This window comes from Bradyrhizobium canariense (assembly GCF_018130465.1).
GTDB lineage: Bacteria > Pseudomonadota > Alphaproteobacteria > Rhizobiales > Xanthobacteraceae > Bradyrhizobium > Bradyrhizobium canariense_C.
The window spans coordinates 805,418-828,785 of sequence record NZ_JAFCKJ010000003.1 but is presented as its reverse complement, the minus strand read 5'-3'; the positions used below and the strand labels follow the sequence as shown (position 1 = coordinate 828,785).

The window sequence follows — 23,368 nt, the reverse complement described above, 5'->3', positions numbered from 1 at the left end:
GGCAACCTACCGCTTTCGATTCACGAACGCCTGCATCAGCCGCGTCGGCTCGTCGGTCAGGAACGACTCGCCGAACACTTTTACGCTCAAATTCACCGACTCCGTCAGCGGCAGCTCCTCCCATTGCCGCAGCAGCGCTTTCTGCGACCGCAGCGCCTCGGGGCCGCATTCGAGCAGCGCCGTCACAAGATGCTCGACGGCAGCGTCCAGCCCGCCCTCCGGTGCGACCTTGTCGACCAGTCCCCACGCCAGCGCCGTGGGCGCGTCGATGTTTTCGGCGGTCATCACCAGCCAGCGGGCGCGGGCCCAGCCGATCAGGCGCGGCAGCAGCGCGGCGTGGATCACCGAGGGAATGCCGACGCGCACCTCCGGCATGCCGAAATGCGCATCATGCGCGGCGATCCGGAAATCGCAGGCGGCGGCAACCTCGAGCCCGCCGCCGAGGCACCAGCCGGGCATGCGTGCGATCACGGGGGCCGGGAAAGCGCGCACTGCTTCGCAGAGATCGCGCAGACGACTGATGAAGGCTTCGGCCGATGGCTGGTCGAGCTTGGCCATCTCCTTGATATCGGCGCCGCCGATCATGCTCTTCTCGCTTTGGCCGCGCAGCACCACGACGCGGATGCTGCGGTCGGGGCCAAGCTGCTGGAGACCTTCGCGCACCGCATCGGTCACAGGCGAGCCGAGGATATTGAGCGAGCCGGCGTTGCAGATCGTGACGTGAACAACGCCGCGCGCATCGCGCGTCACGCCGCAGTGGTGGTTGAGCATTTCCATGATGGGATCTCTGAGTTTCGTGGACGTGCGCAAGAGTACGCCGGTCGGGATCAGTTCCGGGCCGAAACGCATTGGTTGTCAAGCGTTGGGGAGGCGGAGTTGCCAGCGCGAAGTCCGCGGGATAGTATGATATATGTCATACCAAGGGACCGCCATGACCTGCAACGGCCAACTCGACCTGTTTTCGCCTGCGCAACGTCGCGAGCGTGTGGTGGACTGGCAAGTGCCCGCGCCGGTCGCAAAGGCGGCCATGGGGCTGTCAGGCATGGACGCCATGCTGGGCATCCGCGACGGACGGCTGCCGCCGCCGCCGTTCGCCAAGCTGATCGGTTTCACCATGGCCGTGGTCGAACCGGGCCGGATCGTGATGGAACTGGAGCCGCGCGAAGATCTCGAAAATACCATCGGCCTGCTGCACGGGGCGACCGCCGCGGCGCTGATCGACACCGCGATGGGGTGTGCGATCTCGACCCGGTTGGAAGCAGGGCAGGGTTCGGTGACCCTCGACCTGAAGATGACGTTCCTGCGTCCGCTCTCGGTCCGTTCGGGGCTGATCTCGGCCGAAGGTAAAGTGATCAAGCTGGGACGCCAGAGCAGCTACACCGAGGGCTTTGTGCGCGACGGCAAGGGTGCGCTCGCGGTCCATGCAACTGCAACCTTTTCGATGATCGGCAATGTCTTAACATGAATTAATGCACCGCTTGGTCCATTTCTGTGTTATAAAATGATCTTCGACATTCAATGAGACTCGCATGCGCTATTCCAGGGAACACAAGCAGGAAACCCACGACCGTATCGTGAAGAAGGCCTCCGTGCGGCTGCGCGAAAAGGGCGCCCACGGCATCGGCGTCGCCGACCTCATGAAGGAAGCTGGCCTGACCCATGGCGGCTTCTACGCCCATTTCGATTCCCGCGAGGCGCTGGTGATCGAGGCGTTTGACTACGCCATGGACCGCTCGATGGAGCACTGGCGCAAGCAATCCGATCAGGTCGCGCCGGAGAAGCAGCTCGCCCAGATCGTCGAGACCTATCTCTCGACGGTGCATCGCGACAACCCCGGTCACGGCTGCTCGATCCCCGCGCTCGGTGCCGAGATCGCCCGCGAGAGCCCGAAGACGCGAAAGGCCTTTGCCGGCAAGCTCGACGAGATGATCGAGATGATGACCGACTTCATCCCGAATCTGCCGCGCAAGGCCGCGCGCAAGCAGGCGATCGCGACGCTGGCGACCATGGCCGGCACCATGCTGCTCGCGCGCATCGCCGGCTCGAGCGAGCTGTCGGACGAGGTGCTGAAGACCGGCAAGGACAGCGCGCTCGATGGCGCAAAGCGTGAGCCGAAGGTGGCGGCTGCGAAGAAGGCGAAGCAGAATTAGCGACAGCCAGAGGCTCCGGACCTCATCCTGAGGAGACCGCGCAGCGGTCGTCTCGAAGGATGGCGCAGGTGAGATGTGGGCCTGCATGGTTCGAGACGGCGCTTCGCGCCTCCTCACCATGAGGGTCTGGCGGTTGCGCTCTCAACACCCCCGGTTCATCGCCCCGCAAACAGCGCCCGCTCGCGCTCCACAATCTCGGAAATATAATCCGCCACCGCGCGGATCCGCGCAAGGTCCTTGCTGTCGGCGTGCATCAGCATCCAGAAGGTGCGGGTGATCGAGACCTCTTCCGTCAGCACCGCAATCAGTTGCGGATAGTCGGCCGCCATGAAGTGCGGCAGGACGGCGATACCGAAACCGGCGAGCGTGGCGTTGAGTTGCGCGATCAGGTTGGCGCTGCGCAAGCGTGCGGAGATCTTCGGCGACACCTGCGGCAGATAGTCGAGCTCGGGCGTGAACAGCAGCTCCTCGATATAGCCGACGAAGCGGTGCTGAGGCAGGACCTCGCGCGAGGTGATTTTCGGGAATCGGTCGAGATAGGCGGGCGCGGCATAGAGTCCGAGGCGGTAGTCGAGTAGCTTGCGGCCGACGATGCGGCCTTCCTTCGGCATGGTCAGGCTGATGGCGATATCGGCCTCGCGCTTGGAGAGACTGAACAGTCGTGCGGTCGCGACCAGTTGCAGATCGAGGTCGGGATAGCGGTCGGCGAAGGGCGCGAGCCGCGGCGCCAGGAACGCGGTCCCAAAACCGTCGGGGGCGCCGATCCGCACAGTGCCGGTCAACCGCGCCACCGACCCGCCGACCTGCTCCTGGTTGGCGACGATGGTCGATTCCATGGCTTCCGCGCTGTCGGCGACGCGCTGGCCGGCCTCTGTCAGCAGGTAGCCGGTCTTGCGCCGGTCAAACAGCTTTGCCGACAGGTGCTTCTCCAGCCGGTCGACGCGGCGGATTACGGTGGCATGGTCGACACCGAGCTGTTTTGCCGCAGCCGAAACCGAGCCGCCCCGCACGATGGCCAGCACGAAGCGGAAGTCGTCCCAGTCGATGCTACCTTGATCCAGCATTTTCGCACATCTATGGTGCATTATCTCAGACTTGAATCCTATAAAATGCAGGTTGATAGGATTTGTCAAAGCGATCGGCCTCGGCCTCAAGGAGATTATCCCATGCGTTCAATCGGACATTTTATCGGTGGCAAGGAGGTCAAGGGCACCTCGGGCCGCACCGCCGACGTTTTCGAGCCGATGACCGGTGACGTCCAGGCCAAGGTGGCGCTGGCGTCCAAGGCCGAGGTCCGCACCGCCGTGGAAAACGCCCGCGCCGCGCAGCCGGAATGGGCCGCGACCAACCCGCAGCGCCGCGCCCGCGTCATGATGAAGTTCGTCGAGCTGGTGCAGCGCGACTACGACAAGCTCGCCGAACTGCTCGCCCGCGAGCACGGCAAGACCGTTCCTGACGCCAAGGGCGACATCCAGCGCGGCCTCGAAGTCGCGGAATTCGCCTGCGGTATCCCGCATCTGATGAAGGGCGAATACACCGAAGGCGCCGGCCCCGGCATTGACATCTACTCGATGCGCCAGGCGCTCGGCGTCGTCGCCGGCATCACGCCGTTCAATTTCCCGGCGATGATCCCGATGTGGAAGTTCGCCCCTGCGATCGCCTGCGGCAACGCCTTCATCCTGAAGCCGTCGGAGCGCGATCCCGGCGTGCCGATGATGCTCGCGGAGCTGATGATCGAGGCGGGCCTGCCGGCCGGCATCCTCAATGTCGTGAACGGCGACAAGGAAGCGGTCGACGCCATCCTCGACGATCCCGATATCAAGGCGGTGGGCTTCGTCGGCTCCACGCCGATCGCGCAATACATCTACGAGCGCGCCGCGCAGACCGGCAAGCGCTGCCAGTGTTTTGGCGGCGCCAAGAACCACGCCATCATCATGCCCGACGCCGACATGGACCAGGCGGTCGACGCACTGATCGGCGCCGGCTACGGTTCGGCCGGCGAACGCTGCATGGCCGTATCCGTCGCGGTCCCCGTCGGCAAGTCCACCGCCGACCGCCTGATGGAAAAGCTGATTCCGCGCGTCGAGTCGCTCAAGATCGGCACCTCGATCGATCCGTCCGCCGATTACGGTCCGCTGGTGACGCGCGAGGCGGTCGAGAAGGTCAAGGGCTACATCGACATCGGCATCAAGGAAGGCGCGACGCTCGCCGTCGACGGCCGCGGTTTCAAGATGCAGGGCTACGAAAACGGCTTCTATCTCGGTGGTTCGCTGTTCGACAACGTCACCAAGGACATGCGGATCTACAAGGAAGAGATCTTTGGCCCCGTGCTCTCGGTCGTGCGCGCGCACGATTACAAGGAAGCGCTGGCGCTGCCGTCGGAGCATGATTACGGCAACGGCGTTGCGATCTTCACCCGCGACGGCGACGCGGCGCGCGACTTTGCAGCCAAGGTGAACGTCGGCATGGTCGGGATCAACGTGCCGATCCCGGTGCCGATCGCCTATTACACCTTCGGCGGCTGGAAGAAGTCGGGCTTCGGCGATCTCAACCAGCACGGCCCGGACTCGGTCCGCTTCTACACCAAGACCAAGACGGTGACCTCTCGCTGGCCGTCCGGCGTCAAGGAAGGTGCGGAGTTCTCGATCCCGCTGATGAAGTAAACTCCCTCAGCCGTCATTGCGAGGAGCTCTTGCGACGAAGCAGTCCAGACTGTCTCTGCGGAGGGATACTGGATTGCTTCGCTGCGCTCGCAATGACGATGGGGTGAAAGGGTAGCAGCCCAGCATGCAGTTCGCTCTGAACGAGGATCAGATCGCGGTTCGCGACATGGCGTTGGCCTTTGCGGCGGAAAAGATCGCGCCGCACGCGCTGCGCTGGGACGAGGAGAAACATTTCCCCGTCGACGTGATGCGCGAGGCGGCGACACTCGGCATGGGCGGTATCTACATCCGCGAGGATGTCGGCGGCTCCGCCATGACGCGGTTCGACGCGGCGCTGATCTTCGAGGCGCTGGCGACGGGCTGTCCGACCACCTCGGCCTTCATCTCCATCCACAACATGGCGTCCTGGATGATCGATGCCTACGGCAGCGACACCCAGCGCCACAAATGGCTGCCAAAGCTCTGCACCATGGAGCTGATCGCAAGCTACTGCCTGACCGAGCCCGGCGCCGGCTCGGACGCGGCAGCGCTCCGCACCCGCGCCGTGCGCGACGGCGATCACTACGTCCTCAACGGCCAGAAGCAGTTCATCTCCGGTGCCGGCGGCACCGATCTCCTGGTCGCGATGGTGCGCACCGGCGCCGATGGCCCCGGCGGCATCTCGACGCTCGTGATCGACGGTAACACGCCGGGCGTCTCCTTCGGCGCCAACGAGCGCAAGATGGGCTGGAACGCGCAGCCGACGCGCGCCGTGATCTTCGAGAACGCCCGCGTGCCGGTCGCCAACCGGCTGAGCGAGGAGGGCGTCGGCTTCAAGATCGCGATGGCGGGCCTCGACGGCGGGCGTCTCAACATCACGGCGTGCTCGCTCGGTGGCGCGCAGACCGCGCTCGACAAGGCGCGCGCCTACATGAAGGAGCGCAAGGCCTTCGGCAAACGGCTCGACGAGTTCCAGGCGCTGCAGTTCCGCCTCGCCGACATGGCGATCGAGCTCGAGGCCGCGCGCACCTTCCTGTGGCGGGCCGCGGCGGCGCTCGATCGGAAAGACCCCGATGCCACCATGCTCTGCGCGATGGCGAAGCGGTTCGGCACGGATGCCGGTTTCGAGGTTGCCAACCAGGCGCTCCAGCTTCATGGGGGTTACGGTTACCTCAGCGAATACGGCATCGAGAAGATCGTGCGCGATCTGCGCGTGCACCAGATTCTCGAAGGCACCAATGAAATCATGCGGCTCATCGTGGCGCGCAAATTGATCGAGGGCGCCCGATGAGCGTGGTGGACGAGGGCGATCTGGTCGCACAGGTCGAGGGCTCGGCCGGCGTTATCAGGCTCAACCGCCCCAAGGCGATCAACGCCGTGACGCTTGAGATGTTTCGCGACATCGACAAGGCGCTCGACCGCTTCGCGACCGAGCCGGCCGTCGCCGTGATCGTGCTGGAAGGTGCAGGCGAGCGCGGCCTGTGTGCCGGCGGTGACATCCGCACGCTCTGGGAGAGCTCGAAGGTCAATGGTGACCTCGGCAAGATCCTGTGGCGGGAGGAGTACATCCTCAACGCCCGGATCAAGAAGTTCCCAAAACCCTATGTCGCCTTCATGGACGGCATCGTGATGGGGGGCGGCGTCGGACTCTCGGCCCATGCGAGCCATCGCGTCGTCACCGACCGCACCAGGCTCGCGATGCCCGAGGTTGGGCTCGGTTTCTTCCCCGATGTCGGCGGCACCTATCTGTTGTCACGCTCGCCGGGCGAGATCGGCAGCTATTTCGGCCTGACCGGCCAGACCATGAACGGCCCCGATGCGATCCACGCAAGGTTTGCCGACGCGATGGTGCCGGCTGCCAAATGGCCGGAGTTGCGCGACGCGCTGACCAAGGTTCGCCAGGGCGTGACCGCGGCCGATGTCAGCAACCTTATCAAAGGTTTTGCGACGGGGGAAACCGCGGGTCCGGTCGCCGCAAAAGAGCCGGCGATCGACGCATTGTTCGGCTTCGACCGCATGGAAGACATCCTTGCCGCGCTGAAGCGCGACGGCTCGGAGTTCGCGCTGGCAACATTGAAGACGCTCAACGAAAAATCGCCGCGCGGCATGGTGGTGACGCTGAAGCTTTTGCGGCTGGCTCGCACCGCGTCGAGCCTGGAGGAGTGCCTGGTGCGCGAATACCGAGCTGCGCTGGAAGTCTTCCGCAGCGACGACTTTCGCGAAGGCGTGCGCGCAGCCGTGATCGACAAGGACCGCAATCCGACCTGGTCGCCGTCGCGGATCGAGGACGTCACGCCGGATATGCTTGCGCAGTATCTCGCCGAGATTGGCGTCGACGAATTGAAGTTCGACTAATCAACGAAACGTTCAGTGGAGGAAATGAAGATGGCCACGATCGCATTCATCGGTCTCGGCAACATGGGCGGCCCCATGGCCGCCAATCTGGTCAAGGCCGGCCACAAGGTCGTCGCTTTCGACCTCGCCGAGGCCTCCCGCAACCAGGCCAAAGCCGACGGTGCCGGCATCGCCGGGAGCGCTGCAGACGCCGTGAAAGGCGCCGATGTGGTCGTCACCATGCTGCCGGCCGGCAAGCATGTGCTCGGCGTGTGGGGCGAGGTCGTTCCCGCGATGACCAAGGGCGCGCTGATCATCGACAGCTCCACCATCGACGTCGAGAGCGCGCGTCAGGCGCATGCGCTGGCGGCCAAGAACGGCGTGCTCGCGGTCGACGCGCCGGTCTCCGGCGGCACCGGCGGCGCCAAGGGTGCGACGCTCACCTTCATGTGCGGGGGCGAGGAGAGCGCGTTTGCCGCGGCAAAGCCCGTGCTGGAGAACATGGGCAAGAAGATCGTCCATTGCGGCGGCGCCGGCGCGGGCCAGGCGGCAAAGATCTGCAACAACATGATCCTCGGCATTTCCATGATCGCGGTCAGCGAAGCGTTTGCGCTGGCTGAGAAGCTTGGGCTCTCGCACCAGGCGCTGTTCGACGTCGCCTCGACCTCGTCGGGCCAGTGCTGGTCGCTGACGACCTATTGCCCGGTGCCCGGGCCGGTGCCGACCTCGCCCGCCAACAACGACTACAAGCCGGGTTTTGCTTCCGCGCTGATGGTGAAGGATCTGACGCTGGCGCAGGACGCGGCGAAGGCTGCTGGCGCGGCAACGCCGCTCGGCCGGCACGCGCAGGAAATTTACCAGGCATTCGATAAGGCCGGTCAGGGCGGGGTGGATTTTTCCGGAATTATCGAGCACGTTAGGGGGCTGGCCGGGAAAGCCTAATGACGACATTTCAGGAAGCGCGCGCGTTTCTGCTTCACAACCGCACGGACTACGAGACAGCGGTCAAAGGCTTCCGCTGGCCCGATCCGGCTCCCTTCAACTGGGCGCTCGACTGGTTCGACGCCGAGCTGGCGGCGAATGCGGACAGCAAGGATCGTCCTGCGCTCTGGATCGTCGATGCCGCACAGGACCGGCAGACCAAGCTCTCGTTCGGGGCGTTGTCGCGCCGCTCCAACCAGGTCGCGAACTTCCTCCGCGCGCAGGGCCTGAAGCGCGGCGATCACCTCCTGCTGCTGCTCGGCAATGTCGTTCCGCTGTGGGAGACGATGCTGGCCGCGATGAAGCTCGGCGTCGTCGTGATTCCCGCGACGACGCTGCTCACCGCCGACGAACTCCGCGACCGACTCGATCGCGGCAAGGCGAAGGCGGTGGTGGCAGCGCAGGACCAGGTTGCGAAGTTCGCAAGTCTTGGTGCCGAAAATATCGTCCGCATCGTCGTCGGCGAGGCCTCCGAGGGCTGGCTTTCCTATGATGACGCGGCAAAGGCGTCGGAGAGCTTTGCCGCCGATGGCCCGACCAACGCCGACGATCCGATGCTGCTCTATTTCACCTCGGGCACCACGGCAAAGCCGAAGCTGGTGCGGCACAGCCAGCGCAGTTATCCCGTCGGCCATCTCTCGACCATGTACTGGATCGGGTTGAAGCCGGGCGACGTCCATCTCAACATCTCCTCGCCCGGCTGGGCCAAGCACGCCTGGAGCTGCTTCTTCGCGCCGTGGAATGCGGGCGCGACCGTGTTTGTGGTCAACCAGCCGCGCTTTGATGCGAAGGGGCTGCTTGCCACCATCGGCCGCTGCGGCGTCACCACATTGTGCGCGCCGCCGACGGTGTGGCGGCTGTTCATTCAGGAGAACCTCGCAGCTTTCAAGGTGGCGCTGCGCGAGGTCTGCGGCGCCGGCGAGCCGCTCAATCCTGAAGTGATCGACCAGGTGCAGGCCGCCTGGGGCCTCACCATCCGCGACGGTTACGGGCAGACTGAAACGACCGCGCTCGCCGGCAACTCGCCGGGCCAAGCAATCAAGGTCGGTTCGATGGGGCGGCCGCTGCCGGGCTATCGCGTGCAGGTCAGCGACGCCGACGGCAACCCTGCCAAGGAGGGTGAAGTGACGCTGCTGTTGGGTCGTGAGCGTCCCGCCGGCTTGATGCAGGGCTATCAGGGCGACGACGGCAGGCTGTCTGGCGCCGAAGGCGAGCTCTATCGCAGCGGCGACGTCGTGTTCGAAGACGACGATGGTTATCTCACCTTCGTCGGCCGGTCCGACGACGTGTTCAAATCCTCCGACTATCGCATCAGCCCGTTCGAGCTCGAGAGCGTGTTGCTCGAGCACGAGCTCGTCGCAGAAGCCGCCGTGGTACCAAGCCCGGATCCGATCCGGCTCGCGATCCCCAAGGCCTTTGTGCTGCTGACATCCGGCGCGGAGCGCTCGCCGGAAACCGCGCTCTCCATCTTCAAGCATCTGCACACGCGCCTTGCGCCGTTCAAGCGCATCCGCCGCCTCGAAATCGTTACCGAGCTGCCGAAGACGATCTCTGGCAAAATCCGCCGCGTGCAGTTACGACGGCTGGAGCGCGACGATGATCGCAACGATCCGCTGCGCGGCCGGGAATTCCGCGAGGAGGATTTTCCGGAGTTGCCGAAAACACGGAGCGAGACCTAAGTGAACGAAGTCTGGAAGAAGCCGCCGATTACGCTTCAGGCCTATCAAGCCATGGTCGGCAAGGAGATCGGCGTGTCGTCGTGGCACCTGATCGACCAACCCCGTATCGACACCTACGCCGATGTGATCGAGGATCATCAGTTCATTCACATCGACCCTGAAAGGGCCAGGAAGGAGACGGCGTTCGGCGCCACCATCGCGCACGGTTTCCTGACGATGTCGCTGCTGTCGATCATGTCCTACGAGGTGATGCCCGTCATCGCGGGCACCACGATGGGCGTCAATTACGGTTTCGACAAGCTGCGTTTCATCTCGCCGGTGCGTTCGGGAAAGCGCGTTCGCGGCCGTTTCGTGCTGGCGGAAGCCAAGCTGCGCAAGCCGAATGAATTGCAGTCGCGCACCAACGTCACGGTGGAGATCGAAGGCGAGGACAAGCCAGCGCTGGTCGCGGAGTGGCTGGGGTTGATCTATTTCGCCTGAAGCGGCCGGCATGGCCGGGCTTGACCCGGCAACCCATCGCTGGTCAAAAAGCTGTCCAGATCGCGCTCGGTGCACCCTCTCCCCCGCGGGAGAGGGTGGCGAAATTGAGCGGAGCGAGATGAAGCCGGGTGAGGGGTATCTCTCCACACGCTCATCTGCCGAGACAGACCCCTCATCCGGCGCTTCGCGCCACCTTCTCCCACAAGGGGAGAAGGGAAGACAGCACAAGGAAGCACAATGGCAATCAGGTTCGACGGACGCGTCGCCATCGTCACAGGCGCGGGCAATGGCCTCGGGCGGGCGCATGCGCTGGGATTGGCAAGCCGCGGCGCGAAAGTCGTGGTCAACGATTTCGGTGGCGCGCGCGACGGCAGCGGCGGCTCGCTCTCGCCCGCGGAAGCTGTGGTGGAGGAGATCCGCAAGGCCGGCGGCATCGCCATGGCCGACGGCGCCGACGTCTCCAATTTCGAGCAGGTCACCGCGATGGTCGAGCGCGCCACCAAGGAGTGGGGCAGCGTGGACCTCTTGTGTGCCAATGCCGGCATTTTGCGCGACAAGTCGTTCGGCAAGATGGAGGCGGCCGATTTCCAGAAGGTGCTCGACGTGCACCTCGTCGGCACCTTCTATTGCTGCAAGGCGGCCTGGGCCGGCATGCGTGATCGCAACTACGGCCGCATCGTGCTGACGACGTCGTCCTCCGGCCTCTACGGCAATTTCGGCCAGGCCAATTACGGTGCCGCGAAGTCCGGCATGGTCGGCCTGATGAACGTGCTGGCGGAAGAGGGCCGCAAGTCCGACATTCGCGTCAACATCATCTCGCCGACGGCGGCAACCCGCATGACGGAAGAGCTGCTGCCGCCGCAGGCGCTGCAGTTGATGAAGCCGAACGCGATCACGCCCGCGGTCGAGTACATGCTGAGCGAGGACGCGCCGACCCGCACCATCATGGGCGCCGGTGCCGGCTCGTTCGCGGTGATCAAGATCGTCGAGAGCGAAGGCATCAACCTGCCGGAGTCCGAGTGGACCCCGGACGCGGTGGCGGCGCATTTCGCCGAGATCAGCGACATGTCGAAGGCGAAGGCGCTGCAGGGGGCTTTCGAGCAGACGCAGAAATACGTGGCGCAGGCCGCTGCGCGCGCCGGGGTGAAACTCTGACAGCCGTCGCCGTCATCGGCGCCGGCCCTGCCGGGCTGATGGCGGCCGAAGTGCTCGTGCAGGGTGGTGCTCGCGTCACCGTCTACGACGCAATGCCGTCCGCGGGCCGCAAATTCTTGATGGCCGGCCGCGGCGGACTCAATCTCACCCATAGCGAGGCGTTGCCGCAGTTCATCACACGCTACCGCGAGGCGGCGCCGAAACTGCAAGCGGCGATCGAAGCGTTTCCGCCTGACTCGCTGCGCGCCTGGAGCGAGGCGCTGGGCGAGCCGACGTTTGTCGGCTCCAGCGGGCGTGTGTTTCCGAAAGCGTTCAAGGCGTCGCCCTTGCTGCGCGCTTGGCTGCGACGGCTCGATGCGGTGGGCGTACGGTTCGCCTTTCGCCATCGCTGGACCGGGTGGGACGGTGAGGGACGGTTGTTGTTTCAAACACCCGACGATTCCTCGACCATTGCTGTCGACGCCACCGTGCTTGCACTCGGCGGCGCCAGCTGGCCGCGGCTTGGGTCGGACGGTGGCTGGGTCGACATCTTCGCGGCAAAGGGCATTGCCGTTTCGAAGCTGCGGCCGGCCAATTCCGGCTTCACCGTCGCATGGTCGGACGTTTTCCGTGATCGTTTCGAAGGGCAGCCGCTCAAGGGCGTGGCGCTGACGACCGGTGCCCACACGGTACGGGGCGAAGCGATGATCACACGCAGCGGTATGGAGGGCGGGGCGATCTATGCGCTGTCGGCCGAGTTGCGCGAGGCGGTGCTGGGAATTGGGCAGGCGACGCTCACGATCGCATTGCGGCCCGAGCTCGACGCCGCCGCGCTGACCACGCGGCTATCAGGGACGCGCGGCAAGCAATCGCTCGCGAATTTCCTGCGCAAGGCGGCGCAAGTGTCGCCGGTGGGTATCGGCCTGATGCAGGAGGCCGCCATTTCATCCGGCCGGCCGCTCGCATTGTTCTCGCCGGCCGATCTTGCTCACCTGATCAACGCAATTCCGGTTCGGCTCACCGGCGTTGCCCCGATCGAGCGCGCGATCTCGACTGCGGGCGGGATCACCTTCGACGAGCTCGACGAACACTTCATGCTGCGCAAGCTGCCGGGCGTGTTCGTGGCCGGCGAGATGCTGGACTGGGAGGCGCCGACCGGCGGCTACCTGTTGCAGGCGTCTTTTGCGACCGGTGCTGCTGCAGGCAGGGGCGTGCTGGAGTGGCTGAAACGGTCATAGAACGCCGTCGCCCTTCGAGGGCCGCTGAAGAAGCGGCCACCTCAGGGTGACGGCTATCAGAGAGCGTTATCCCCGCGCAACGGCGGAGCCGTTGTCGCTGGAGGTGCTGCGAGCCACGCGGTGCGTGAGCGCCGCGCGGCGAGCCTCGAAGGATGCGCGGGCGCGAACAGCTACCGCAGCTTCCCCCGCGCCGCCACCGGCAGTGTGCCGATGATCTCTTCTCCGCGCACCATCACGACTTCGTCCATCATGTTGACGACGACGCAGACATGATTGGGCACGACCCGCACGACGTCGCCGACATTCGGCCTGGTGTTGCTGCGGGAGAGGTCGAGGAAACCGTGCTCCTCGGCAAAGCGAGCGATCTTCGCTTCCGGGTGCTCCAGGATGAGGCCGTGGCCGTCGAGGCCGCCGGTGTCCGTCGTCAGCGTCTTCGAGCCGGCGTCCAGAATGCCGCGCTCGGGCGCGGCGCGGCTGACCACCGTCGAATAGATGTGCAGCGCGCAGTCGTCCCAGGTGGCGGAGCCGGCGGCGACCTGCATGCGGTCGTTGTAGATATAGGTGCCGAAGCGGTGCTCGGTGCCGCCCTTGAGCTTGCCGATATTCTTCAGGTTCGGCGTCCCGCCGGTCGAGACGATTTTTGCATCCAGCCCGTGCGCGCGCACGCCGGCCAGAGCTTCGTCATAGAATTTTTGCGCGTCCGCCCAGCCGGTCTCGGTCGGATACATCATGAAGCCGGCGAATTGCAGTCCCTTGGATGCAGCAATCTCCTGCGCCAGCGCAATGGCTTCAGCTGGCGTCTCGACGCCGGCGCGCTTGCGGCCGGTATCGCATTCGACCACGACCGACAGCGGTCGGCCTGAGGCCGCGGCGGCCTTGGGCAGGCCGGCGACGACGGTCGAATTGTCGGCGGCGACCGTCATGTTCGCCTTCGCCTGCAGCGCCCCTAACCGCGCCATCTTCTCTTCGCCGAGCAGGTTGTAGCTGATCAGGATGTCGTCGATCCCGGCATTGGCCATGATCTCGGCTTCACCGAGCTTCTGGCAGGTGATGCCCTTCGCGCCGGCAGCGATCTGCATCTTGGCGATCGCCGGGTTCTTGTGCGTCTTGATATGCGGACGGTTGGCAATTCCGGCGTCGTCGCAGGCCTTCTGGATGCGCGCGATGTTGCGCTCGACCTTGTCCATGTCGATGACGGCGCAGGGCGTGCCGTATTCGCGGGCGATTTTGGTGGCAAGGGTCGTTGTCATGGAAGTCTCTGAGTTGGCGCGCACTCTGTTTGCAAAAGCGGTGCCCACTTTTGCGGAATGCACGCTAGGCCTGTTCAATCTCTTCGCGCCGCACTTCGAGCTCCAGCCATTTGTCTTCGGCTTCGGCCAGTTCCTTTTGCGCCTTCGTCAGGGCGTCGGAGGCCTGATCGAAGCGCTTGCGATCCTTGCGGAAGAGATCGGGGTCGTCAAGGAAGCGCTGCTGCTTGGCGATTTCGGCTTGCAGCTTGGCGATGGTCTTGGGCAGCGTCTCAAGCGCGTGTTGCTCGTTGAAGGTCAGCCGTCGTTTCGCGACGCCGGAAGGCGCGACCGGCCGCGACTCTCTCGTCTCCTCGGCTGCCTTCGCTGTCGCGCGCTTCACGTCGGCACCGCGTTGGGCCAGCATGTCGGTATAACCGCCGGCATATTCGAGCCAGCGTCCGTTGCCCTCGGGCACGATCACGGACGTCACCACGCGGTCGAGAAAATCGCGATCGTGGCTGATCAGAATCACGGTGCCCTCGTAGTCGCTGAGCATTTCCTCGAGAACGTCGAGGGTCTCCAGGTCGAGGTCGTTGGTCGGCTCGTCCAGCACGAGGAGGTTGGAGGGTTTTGCCAGCGCGCGTGCCAGCATCAGCCGGCCGCGCTCGCCCCCTGAAAGCACCTCCAGCGGCGTGCGCATCTGTTCCTGGGCGAACAGGAAGTCCTTCATGTAGCTGACGACGTGCTTCGGCTTGCCGCCGACCATGACATGGTCGCCGCGGCCGCCGGTCAGCGCCTCGGCCAGCGTCGTCTTGGGATCGAGACTTTCACGATGCTGGTCGAGCGTCGCCATCTCGATGTTGGCGCCGAGCCGTAAGGTGCCGTTGTCCGGTGTGCTGCCGCCGGTCAGCATCTCGATCAGCGTGGTCTTGCCGGCGCCGTTGGGGCCGACGATGCCGATGCGGTCGCCGCGCTGGACGCGGATCGAGAAGCCGTCGACGATCTTTCGCTCGCCATAGGACCGGCTGATATTCTTGGCCTCGATGACGAGCTTGCCGGATTTGTCGGCTTCGGCAGCCGCGAGGTTGGCGTTGCCCGTCGCGCCGCGATGGGTGCGGCGCTGGTCGCGCAGTGCGTGGAGATTGCCGAGCCGCTTGACGTTGCGCTTGCGGCGACCCGAGACGCCGTAGCGCAGCCAGTGCTCCTCGTTGACGATCTTGCGGTCGAGCTTGTGCTGGTCGCGCTCCTCCTCCGCGAGCACCTCGTCGCGCCAGGCCTCGAAGGCACTGAAGCCGCGGTCGATCTGCCGGATCTGGCCGCGGTCGAGCCAGGCGGTGCTGCGCGAGAGATTGCTCAGGAAGCGCCGATCGTGGCTGATGATCACCAGCGCGCAGCGGCGGCTCTCCAGTTCGCTCTCCAGCCATTCGATGGTCGGAAGATCCAGATGGTTGGTCGGCTCGTCCAGCAGCAGGATATCGGGCGAGGGCGCGAGCACGCGCGCCAGCGCGGCGCGGCGCGCTTCGCCGCCGGAGACATGCGCCGGATCTTCTTCGCCGCTGAGACCGAGCTGTTCGACCAGATAGCGCGCCTGATAGTGGTCATCGCCGGCATTGAGGCCGGCCTCGACATAGGCCAGCGTGGTGGAGAAACCGGAAAAATCCGGTTCCTGCGGCAGGTAGCGGATGGTGGCGCCGGGCTGGACGAAACGGCTGCCGCCATCCGGTTCGACCAGGCCGGCGGCGATCTTGAGCAGCGTCGATTTGCCGGAACCATTGCGGCCGATCAGGCAGACGCGCTCGCCTGTCGAAACCGACAGTTCGACGCCCGCCAGGAGCGGCGTGCCGCCAAAGGTCAGCTTGATATCACGCAGTTGAATCAGCGGTGGCGCCATGCGGTGTCTCAGTCCTGTCTTGTTGCGGCCTGGTCGGCGCGGCGGCGCTGAATGCGGCGGATGGTCTGGTCGAGCGTCGATAGAAACGTCGAGCGGTCGCGCGGCGAATACGATTTCGGACCGCCGGTGACTTCGCCGGCCGAGCGCAAATCGGTCATGAGGTTGCGGACCGCGAGCGTCATCCCGATCGATTCCTCGGTGAACGCCTTGCCGTTGGACGCAATCACATCGGCGCCGGCTTTCACGCAGCGGCTCGCGAGCGGAATATCCGAGGTAATGACGATATCGCCGGGCCCGGCACGTTCCGCGATCCAGTCATCGGCCGCGTCCATGCCGGCACCCGCGGCGACCCGCTCGATCAGCGGATCCTGGGGCACGCGGATGAAATTGCCCGCGACCACGCTCACGGGCAGGCCATGCCTGCCTGCGACGCGATAGATCTCGTCCTTCACCGGACAGGCGTCGGCGTCGACATAGATGCGGGTGGTGTTTTGAGGGTTCGTCATTGTCCGTAGATGGGGCTTGCGAAGCGGTTTCGCAGCAGCCGCGTGGTACCCCATTCGGGCCGCAAAGGCGAGGGGATTGACCCCGGTTCCTCAGGGCCTACGATCGGCCCGAAACAACAAGAATTTGGGGAAATCCAGGCCATGCCGAACCGGCTCGAAACCTATCGCGTCGAGGCCTACAACACGGCCAAGCAGTCCGAAAACAAGATGCATGACGATACGGTGGCGCGCCGCTTCGGCTTTTCCGGCGGCCTGGTCCCGGGCGTCGACGTCTTCGCCTACATGATGCATGTGCCGGTGGCGCACTGGGGCCGCGATTTCCTGTCGCGCGGGCTGGTCGAGGCGCGTTTCATCAAGCCGGTCTATGACGGCGAGACCGCCGATGTCGATGCGACCGAGCACAACGGCCTGCTCACGATCGAGGTGTTCAGCCGCACCGAGCTCTGTGCCACCGGCACGGCGTCGCTGCCGGCGACTGCGACGGCGGTGTCGTTGATCGACTATCTCGAGGTCCCCGCGATTGCCGAGCGCAAACCGGTCAGCCCGGCGACGTTCCCGACAGGCAAATGGCTCGGCACGACGCCGCGCCGCTGGGCCGGGCAGGATGCAGCCGACTATCTCGCCGACATCCGTGAGGCCGATCCGATCTTCGCGCGCGAGGAGCTCGGCCACCCCGGCCTGATCCAGCGCGTCGTGAACCGCGTGCTGGTGGACAACACGATCCTCGGCCCGTGGATCCATGTCGGCAGCCGCATGCAGCTGCTGTCAGCCGCACGCGCCGGTGACGAGATCACCGCGCGGGCAAGAGTCACCGCGAATTACGAGAAGAAGGGCCATCGTTTCGTCGAGCTCGACGCGCTGGTGGTCGCCAACGGCACGACGCCACTGGCGCACTGCCAGCACACCGCGATCTACCAGCCGCGCGAGCAGGCGGCGGCGTAGGCGGCAGGTAAGGGGCACAGCGCGTCCTCACATTCGCTGTCATTCCCCGCGAAGGCGAGGAATCCAGTACGCCGAGGCCTCTCCGTATCCCTCGACCGTCTCTGGAATACTGGATCGTCCGCCTTCGCGGACGATGACAGCGGAGTTTGTGACGACGACGGAACGCCCCTATGCCACGCCCTTCGCGTCCTGGATCGCCCGCCACACCCGCTCCGGGGTCAGCGGCATGTCGATGTGCTTGATGCCGTAGTCGGAGAGCGCGTCGATCACCGCGTTCACGACCGTCGACAGGCTGCCGGCGCAGCCGGCTTCGCCGCAGCCCTTGCTGCCGAGCGGATTGGTCGTGGCCGGCACCGGGTGATCGCCGACCGTCATGAACGGCACGTCCTCGGCGCGCGGCAGAGCGTAGTCCATCAGCGAGCCCGTGATCGGCTGGCCGCTCTCGTCGTAGCGGACGTGCTCCATCAGCGCCTGTCCGATGCCCTGGACGACGCCGCCATGGAGCTGGCCCGCGACCAGCAGCGGGTTGATCACTGTGCCGAAATCGTTGACGGCGCTGTACTGGACGACCTGCACCATGCCGGTCTCAGGGTCGATCTCGACCTCGGCGACGTGGCAGCCGTTCGGGAAGGCCGACGGCACCGGTTCGCTGGTATGGTCGACGTCGAGCGTATCGGGAACGCCGTCCGGCACCTTGCCGTCATGCAGGCGTTTTGCCAGCTCCATGATGTCGATGCTGCGGTCGGTGCCGGCGATGGTGAAGCTGCCGCCCTCGAATTCGATGTCGGCTTCGGATGCCTCCAGCATGTGCGCGGCGGCGCGCTTGCCCTTTTCGATCACGAGCTTGGCGGCCCCCACGATCGCCATGCCGCTCGCGGTGATCGAGCGCGAACCGCCGGTGCCGTTGCCGGTGTGCACGATGTCGCTGTCGCCCTGCACCAGCTTGACACTCTCGAAGGGGACGCCGAGCTGCTCGCACAGCACCTGCGCGAACGGCGTGGCGTGGCCCTGGCCGTAATCGAGCGTGCCGGTGATGAGCTGCACGGAGCCATCGGGATCGAACACGATCTTGCCGAGCTCGACGCCGGGAGGTGCGGTAACCTCCAGATAGGAACCGACGGCGATGCCGCGCAGCTTGCCGGACTTCTTGCTCTCCTTCTTGCGCTTGGCAAAATTCTCGTGGTCGGAGATTTCGAGCGCCTTGTTGAAGACAGCCTGGAAGTCGCCGCTGTCATAGGTGACGCCGGAGGACGCGGCGAATGGCATTTGGTTCTGCTTGATGAAGTTGCGCTTGCGCATCGTCAGGCGGTTGATGCCCATCTCGTCGGCGGCGCGGTCGATCAGCCGCTCCATGTAGTAGTTGGCCTCGGGCCTTCCGGCGCCGCGATAGGCGCCCATCAGCGTGGTGTTGGTCAGCACCGTCTTGATGTCGACGGCCATCAGCGGCGTGCGATAGACGCTGGAAAAGTTCTTGCTGGTGTTGAGCGAGAGCGGGCTGGGCGCAACGCCGGTGATGTAGGCTCCGAGATTGCCGTAGCCGGAGAGCTTGGCGGCGAGGAAATGCCCCTCGGCGTCCAGCGCGAGCTCTGCGTGAATCTTCTGCGCACGGCCATGGCTGTCGGACAAGAAGCTGGTCGAGCGTTCGTCCAGCCATTTCACCGGCCGTCCCAATTCCTTGGCCGCGTACAGGATGCACATGTACTCGGGATAGTTGACGTTCTTCATGCCGAAGGAGCCGCCGACATTGGCGGTGAGGATGCGCACCTTCTCGTTCGGCACCTTCAGGTTCTTGGCGAGGTTGGCGCGGTTGCCTGCGACGCCCTGCGTCGGCATCTGGATGGTGTAGCGCTCGGTCTTCTTGTCGTAGGAGGCTAGGCCAACGCGGGGCTCCATCGAGACCACGGCGACGCGGGTGTTCTCGATGTCGATCTTGGTCACGTGAGCGGCGCTGGCGAAGGCGGCGTTGACCTTTTCGATGTCGCCATAGTGGTAGTCGAGCGCGACATTGTTCGGGATGTGGTCATAGAGTTGCGGCGCGCCGGGTTTTGCGGCTTCCTCGGGATCCGTCACCGCCGGCAGCGGCTCGATATCGAGCTCGACCGCCTCGGCCGCATCGCGCGCCTGGGCCAGCGTGTCCGCGACCACGAAGGCGACAGGATCGCCGACGAAGCGGACCTTGTCGGTTGCGAGCGGCTGGCGGTTGGTCTGGAGCAGGGGAGAGCCGTCACGGCTCTTCAGCGGCAGGCCGCAGGTGAAGGGGCCATAGCCGGCCGCATCGAGGTCTTTGCCGGTCCACACCCCAAGCACGCCCGGCATCGCCCTGGAGGCGTCGATGCTGATGCCGCGGATCACGCCATGGGCGTGGGTCGAGCGGACGATCACGGCATGGGCTTGGCCAGGCAGGTTGAAATCGTCGGTGTAGCGGCCCTTGCCGCGCACGAGCGTGTCGTCCTCCTTGCGGCGGACCGGTTGCCCGACGCCATATTTTTGCAGTGCAATAGCGTTTTCGAGCGTGGAAGATTTGGTGTGTTCTTGCATGGAATTGACCTGAAAAGCCGGCAATTGCGCGGTTTGGGGGGCGCCTTGGGGGACCGGACCCCTCAAAAATAACCCACCGGCCCGTTCACGACAACGCACGAATGGGCATGGTCCCATGTGATGGGTTGTTGCGCAGGATTGACGCGCTGCTAAGGTTTCAGGCGAAAAAGCAATTCCAGCTCGGCCCACCCGGCCGCGGAAAGACAGTTTGTATGAATGACCACACGCGGCTCCGCGACGGCCTTGCGCCGCACGGTGAGCTGGGGTCGATGGCGGCGGTGTCGTTCGCCACTGAACCGGCCGTCGGCGCGCAAGCGCCGGGAACCGGCGTCTACGCGGCGCTGGACCTCGGCACCAACAATTGCAGGCTCCTGATCGCCTGTCCGACCCACGACGGCTTTCGCGTGGTCGATTCCTTCTCGCGCATCATCCGGCTCGGCGAGGGCGTCTCGGCAACCGGGTGCATCAGCGAGGCCGCGATCGAGCGCGCCGTCGTGGCGCTCGGCATCTGCCGCGACAAGATCAACCTGCGCAAAGCCAAGCGATTGCGGCTGATCGCCACCGAAGCCTGCCGCGCCGCCTCGAACGCCGAAGGCTTTCGCAGCCGCGTCGCGGCCGAGACCGGGATCGAGCTCGAGGTGATCGACCGCGAGACCGAGGCGGCGCTCGCCGTGCTCGGCTGCTCGCCGCTGGTCGATCCCAGGGGGCGCGGCGCGATCCTGTTCGACATCGGCGGCGGCTCGACCGAGCTGGTGCGAATCGAGCGCGACGCCGCAAATCCGGAGCCGCGCATCAAAGCCTGGATGTCGATTCCGTTCGGTGTGGTGACGCTTGCCGAGCAGTTCGGCGGGCGCGACGTGACGCCGGAGATCTACGCCGCGATGGAGCGCGAGGTCGCCCATCACATCACGCCGTTCGCCGAACAGCATGGCGGCGATCTCGCCGACATGCATCTCCTGGGCACATCCGGCACCGTGACGACGCTCGCCGGCATCCATCTCAATCTCGTGCGCTACGACCGCCGCCGCATCGACAGCGTCTGGATGAACGATACCGACATCACCACGACCATCAACAAGCTGCTCGGCATGAGCTACGAGGAGCGCGCCAGCAACAGCTGCATCAGCGTCGAGCGCGCCGATCTCGTGCTGGCCGGCTGCGCCATCCTCGACGCGATCCGCCGTGCCTTTCCGCTGCCACGCCTGCGCGTCGCCGACCGGGGCCTGCGCGAGGGCATGCTGGTCGAGATGATGCGCGAGGACGGCGTCCTCAGGAGCTGGTGAGATGGCCAAGGACACCACCGGCCGCTTGCACGTTCAGGTCAAGACCCACGGCAAGCGCAAATTGTCGTCGAAGCTGTGGCTGGAGCGGCAGCTCAACGATCCCTATGTGGTCAAGGCGAAGGCGCTGGGCTATCGCTCGCGCGCCGCGTTCAAGCTGCTCGAGATCGACGACAAATATCGCCTGCTCAAGCACGGCATGGCGGTGGTCGATCTCGGCGCCGCGCCGGGCGGCTGGAGCCAGATCGCGGCCAAGCGCGTCGGCTCGGTCGACGGCAAGGGCAAGGTGATCGCGATCGACCTATTGGAAATCCCCGAGATTGCCGGCGTCGAGTTCGCTCAGCTCGATTTCATGGACAATGACGCGCCGGACAAGCTCAAGGCCATGCTTGACGGCGGCGCCGACATCGTGATGTCCGACATGGCCGCCAACACCACCGGCCACCGCAAGACCGACCAGCTCCGCATCGTCGGCCTGATCGAGACCGCCGCCGCGTTCGCCTGCGACGTGCTGAACCCGGGCGGGACCTTCCTGGCGAAGGCGTTCCAGAGCGGGGCCGACGCCGAGCTGCTCGCCCAGCTCAAGCGCGATTTCGCCACGGTGCGTCACGTCAAGCCGGCCGCGAGCCGGCAGGATTCCTCGGAGCGCTACGTTCTCGCGACGGGATTTCGCGGCGGCACCTGATCGTCCTCCCGGCGCAGGCCGGGACCTATAACCACCGAATTGAATTCGGCGAAGACTGCCAATTGCGGCCGGCGCCGGGACGACATCGCGTGAGAGTGGTGCCGGCTATCCCAGCCGCTGATCCCGCACGTCCTGCGTATCCTCGGTCGCCGCCTTGACGGCCGCCTTGGCCGCGCCCTTGCCTGCACCCTTGCGGCTCGCGATCTCCACCGCCTTGCGGCCGGAGACTTCATGGCCGGCATCATCGGGCATCTGCCAGAAGAACCAGCTCGACGCCGCCGAGGTCAGGGCGATCACGACGAAGGCCGGAGCAAACACGGTGGCGTTGAGCTCGCTGACGTGGCTGAGCCACATCGTCGTCTCCACGGACGCTGCGCCGACCGCGACGCCGGCCGAGACCGCGAGCTGCTGGTTGACGCTGACGAGCGTGGTGGCACGGCTCATCTGCGCGTGCTCGACATCGGCATAGGCAACCGTGTTGATCGCGGTGAACTCGAGCGAACGGAAGAAGCCGCCAACCACCAGGATGATCATGATGATCAGCAGCGGCGTCGTCACGGTGAAGAGCGCACAGGCGGCGAGGAAAACCGCACTGATAATCGCGTTCACCGTCATCAGATTGCGGAAGCCGAAGGCGCGGATGATGCGTGCGGCCAGCGCCTTCATGCCCATGGCGCCGAGCGAGGAGCCAAACGTGACGAGGCCGGACTTGAACGGCGAGAGGCCGAAGCCGATCTGCATCAGGAGCGGCAACAGGAACGGCAGCGCGCCGATGCCGAGCCGGAACAAGAACCCGCCGAAAATGGCCGCGCGTAGCGTCGGCAGCTTCAGCAGCGTAAAGTCCAGGACCGGCGACCCCGTTCGCCGCGCGTGAAGGACATACAGCGTCATCGAGATCGATCCGCCGACGACCAGGGCGGCAACCGTGCTCCACGGCAGCAGATTGAGTCCGGCAACCGACAGCCCGAAGGCGATGCCGGCGAGCCCGAGGCCCGCGAGCACCATGCCGTAGAGGTCGAATGGCTCTCGTTCCTCGCTCTTGATGGGATCGATGAAGCGCAAGGCCATGAAGATGCCGAGCAGCCCGATCGGGATGTTGATCAGGAAGATCCAGTGCCATGACGCATAGGTGGTGATGAAGCCGCCGAGCGGCGGCCCGATCACGGGGCCGATCAGGGCAGGAACCGTCACCCACGCCATGGCATTGACCAGCGCGCTCTTGTCGACCGACCGCAACAGCACGAGGCGCCCGACCGGCGTCATCATCGCCCCGCCCATGCCTTGCAGGATGCGCGCGAACACGAAATCGGTGACCGATGTCGAGAGCGCGCAGCCGACCGAGCCGACCATGAACACGCCGACGGCAATCGCAAACACCATGCGCGCGCCGAACCGGTCGGCGGTCCAGCCGCTCGCCGGGATGAACACCGCAAGCGACAGCAGATAGGAGGTGATCGCGAGCTTGAGCGTCAGTGGGCTGGTGCCGATGTCGGCCGCGATCGCGGGCAGCGAAGTGGCGATGACCGTCGAGTCCATGTTCTCCATGAAGAGAGCAGTGGCCACGATCAGCGGAATGATGCGTTGCTTGTCGACCATGACGGATTGGTAATGGAAATCGGAAGGAGGGGCGCAAATTGCGGCTTATCACCGCCGCTGGGC

At 65.2% G+C, this 23,368-nt stretch carries 20 protein-coding genes; 13 read left to right on the top strand and 7 right to left on the bottom strand.

Going from position 1 to position 23,368, the window contains the following annotated elements; all coding sequences use genetic code 11:
* Nucleotides 1–6 precede the first annotated feature (6 nt).
* Nucleotides 7–777, bottom strand: coding sequence for an enoyl-CoA hydratase (locus tag JQ591_RS12820; protein ID WP_211396324.1), 771 nt, complete (start codon nt 775–777; stop codon nt 7–9).
* A gap of 154 nt (nt 778–931) precedes the next feature.
* Here JQ591_RS12820 and JQ591_RS12815 point away from each other — a divergent pair, with 154 nt between their 5' ends.
* Both JQ591_RS12815 and JQ591_RS12810 read left to right on the top strand, forming a co-directional pair.
* Nucleotides 932–1,465 (top strand): PaaI family thioesterase, encoded by a 534-nt coding sequence (locus tag JQ591_RS12815; protein ID WP_211396323.1) that lies wholly within the window; start codon nt 932–934, stop codon nt 1,463–1,465.
* Nucleotides 1,466–1,529: 64 nt separating this feature from the next.
* On the top strand, nt 1,530–2,150 hold the full coding sequence (locus JQ591_RS12810; RefSeq protein WP_211396322.1) for a TetR/AcrR family transcriptional regulator: 621 nt from the start codon (nt 1,530–1,532) through the stop codon (nt 2,148–2,150).
* 155 nt (nt 2,151–2,305) lie between these two features.
* Here the strand turns inward: JQ591_RS12810 and JQ591_RS12805 are convergent, their stop codons facing one another.
* On the bottom strand, nt 2,306–3,214 hold the full coding sequence (locus JQ591_RS12805) for a LysR family transcriptional regulator (protein ID WP_211396321.1): 909 nt from the start codon (nt 3,212–3,214) through the stop codon (nt 2,306–2,308).
* Nucleotides 3,215–3,316: 102 nt separating this feature from the next.
* Between JQ591_RS12805 and JQ591_RS12800 the strand changes: the two genes are divergently transcribed.
* The 8 genes from JQ591_RS12800 to JQ591_RS12765 all read left to right on the top strand — a co-directional run bounded on the left by JQ591_RS12800 (nt 3,317) and on the right by JQ591_RS12765 (nt 12,638).
* Nucleotides 3,317–4,813, top strand: coding sequence for a CoA-acylating methylmalonate-semialdehyde dehydrogenase (locus JQ591_RS12800; RefSeq protein WP_211396320.1), 1,497 nt, complete (start codon nt 3,317–3,319; stop codon nt 4,811–4,813).
* A 124-nt stretch (nt 4,814–4,937) separates the two neighbouring features.
* Nucleotides 4,938–6,083 (top strand): isobutyryl-CoA dehydrogenase, encoded by a 1,146-nt coding sequence (locus JQ591_RS12795; RefSeq protein ID WP_211396319.1) that lies wholly within the window; start codon nt 4,938–4,940, stop codon nt 6,081–6,083.
* On the top strand, nt 6,080–7,147 hold the full coding sequence (locus JQ591_RS12790) for an enoyl-CoA hydratase/isomerase family protein (RefSeq protein ID WP_211396318.1): 1,068 nt from the start codon (nt 6,080–6,082) through the stop codon (nt 7,145–7,147). The genes JQ591_RS12795 and JQ591_RS12790 overlap by 4 nt, the downstream gene beginning before the upstream one ends.
* A gap of 15 nt (nt 7,148–7,162) precedes the next feature.
* Complete coding sequence (gene mmsB, locus JQ591_RS12785) at nt 7,163–8,068, top strand: 3-hydroxyisobutyrate dehydrogenase (protein WP_349630379.1); 906 nt, start codon at nt 7,163–7,165, stop codon at nt 8,066–8,068.
* On the top strand, nt 8,068–9,786 hold the full coding sequence (locus tag JQ591_RS12780) for an AMP-binding protein (RefSeq protein ID WP_211396316.1): 1,719 nt from the start codon (nt 8,068–8,070) through the stop codon (nt 9,784–9,786). Before mmsB ends, JQ591_RS12780 begins: the two co-directional genes overlap by 1 nt.
* The gene (locus JQ591_RS12775) at nt 9,787–10,266 is read left to right on the top strand and encodes a MaoC family dehydratase (RefSeq protein ID WP_211396315.1); all 480 of its coding nucleotides are present in this window, start codon (nt 9,787–9,789) and stop codon (nt 10,264–10,266) included.
* 237 nt (nt 10,267–10,503) lie between these two features.
* Nucleotides 10,504–11,421, top strand: a complete 918-nt coding sequence (locus tag JQ591_RS12770; RefSeq protein WP_211396314.1) for an SDR family NAD(P)-dependent oxidoreductase — start codon at nt 10,504–10,506, stop codon at nt 11,419–11,421.
* Nucleotides 11,418–12,638 carry an NAD(P)/FAD-dependent oxidoreductase gene (locus JQ591_RS12765; RefSeq protein WP_211396458.1) on the top strand — a complete coding sequence of 407 codons (1,221 nt, stop codon included), beginning with the start codon at nt 11,418–11,420 and terminating at the stop codon, nt 12,636–12,638. The genes JQ591_RS12770 and JQ591_RS12765 overlap by 4 nt, the downstream gene beginning before the upstream one ends.
* A 170-nt stretch (nt 12,639–12,808) precedes the next feature.
* On the opposite strand, the gene JQ591_RS12760 is transcribed toward JQ591_RS12765, so the two are convergent.
* The 3 genes from JQ591_RS12760 to JQ591_RS12750 all read right to left on the bottom strand — a co-directional run bounded on the left by JQ591_RS12760 (nt 12,809) and on the right by JQ591_RS12750 (nt 16,264).
* Nucleotides 12,809–13,888: an alanine racemase gene (locus JQ591_RS12760; protein ID WP_211396313.1), complete on the bottom strand. Its 1,080-nt coding sequence runs from the start codon at nt 13,886–13,888 to the stop codon at nt 12,809–12,811.
* Between the two features lie 64 nt (nt 13,889–13,952).
* Nucleotides 13,953–15,758, bottom strand: a complete 1,806-nt coding sequence (locus JQ591_RS12755) for an ABC-F family ATP-binding cassette domain-containing protein (RefSeq protein ID WP_211396312.1) — start codon at nt 15,756–15,758, stop codon at nt 13,953–13,955.
* Nucleotides 15,759–15,766: 8 nt separating this feature from the next.
* Nucleotides 15,767–16,264, bottom strand: coding sequence for a YaiI/YqxD family protein (locus JQ591_RS12750; RefSeq protein WP_007609125.1), 498 nt, complete (start codon nt 16,262–16,264; stop codon nt 15,767–15,769).
* Nucleotides 16,265–16,405: 141 nt separating this feature from the next.
* Here JQ591_RS12750 and JQ591_RS12745 point away from each other — a divergent pair, with 141 nt between their 5' ends.
* Nucleotides 16,406–17,206 carry a hypothetical protein gene (locus JQ591_RS12745; protein WP_211396311.1) on the top strand — a complete coding sequence of 267 codons (801 nt, stop codon included), beginning with the start codon at nt 16,406–16,408 and terminating at the stop codon, nt 17,204–17,206.
* A 168-nt stretch (nt 17,207–17,374) separates the two neighbouring features.
* Here JQ591_RS12745 and JQ591_RS12740 read toward each other — a convergent pair whose 3' ends face one another.
* The gene (locus tag JQ591_RS12740) at nt 17,375–19,744 is read right to left on the bottom strand and encodes a xanthine dehydrogenase family protein molybdopterin-binding subunit (RefSeq protein ID WP_211396310.1); all 2,370 of its coding nucleotides are present in this window, start codon (nt 19,742–19,744) and stop codon (nt 17,375–17,377) included.
* A 212-nt stretch (nt 19,745–19,956) separates the two neighbouring features.
* Here JQ591_RS12740 and JQ591_RS12735 point away from each other — a divergent pair, with 212 nt between their 5' ends.
* Both JQ591_RS12735 and JQ591_RS12730 read left to right on the top strand, forming a co-directional pair.
* Nucleotides 19,957–21,027, top strand: a complete 1,071-nt coding sequence (locus tag JQ591_RS12735) for a Ppx/GppA phosphatase family protein (RefSeq protein ID WP_211396309.1) — start codon at nt 19,957–19,959, stop codon at nt 21,025–21,027.
* Nucleotide 21,028: 1 nt separating this feature from the next.
* A complete protein-coding gene (locus JQ591_RS12730) occupies nt 21,029–21,709 on the top strand; it encodes an RlmE family RNA methyltransferase (protein WP_211396308.1) in 681 nt (226 codons plus the stop codon).
* A gap of 105 nt (nt 21,710–21,814) precedes the next feature.
* Here the strand turns inward: JQ591_RS12730 and JQ591_RS12725 are convergent, their stop codons facing one another.
* A complete protein-coding gene (locus tag JQ591_RS12725) occupies nt 21,815–23,305 on the bottom strand; it encodes an MFS transporter (protein ID WP_211396307.1) in 1,491 nt (496 codons plus the stop codon).
* Between the last annotated feature and the right edge of the window lie 63 nt (nt 23,306–23,368).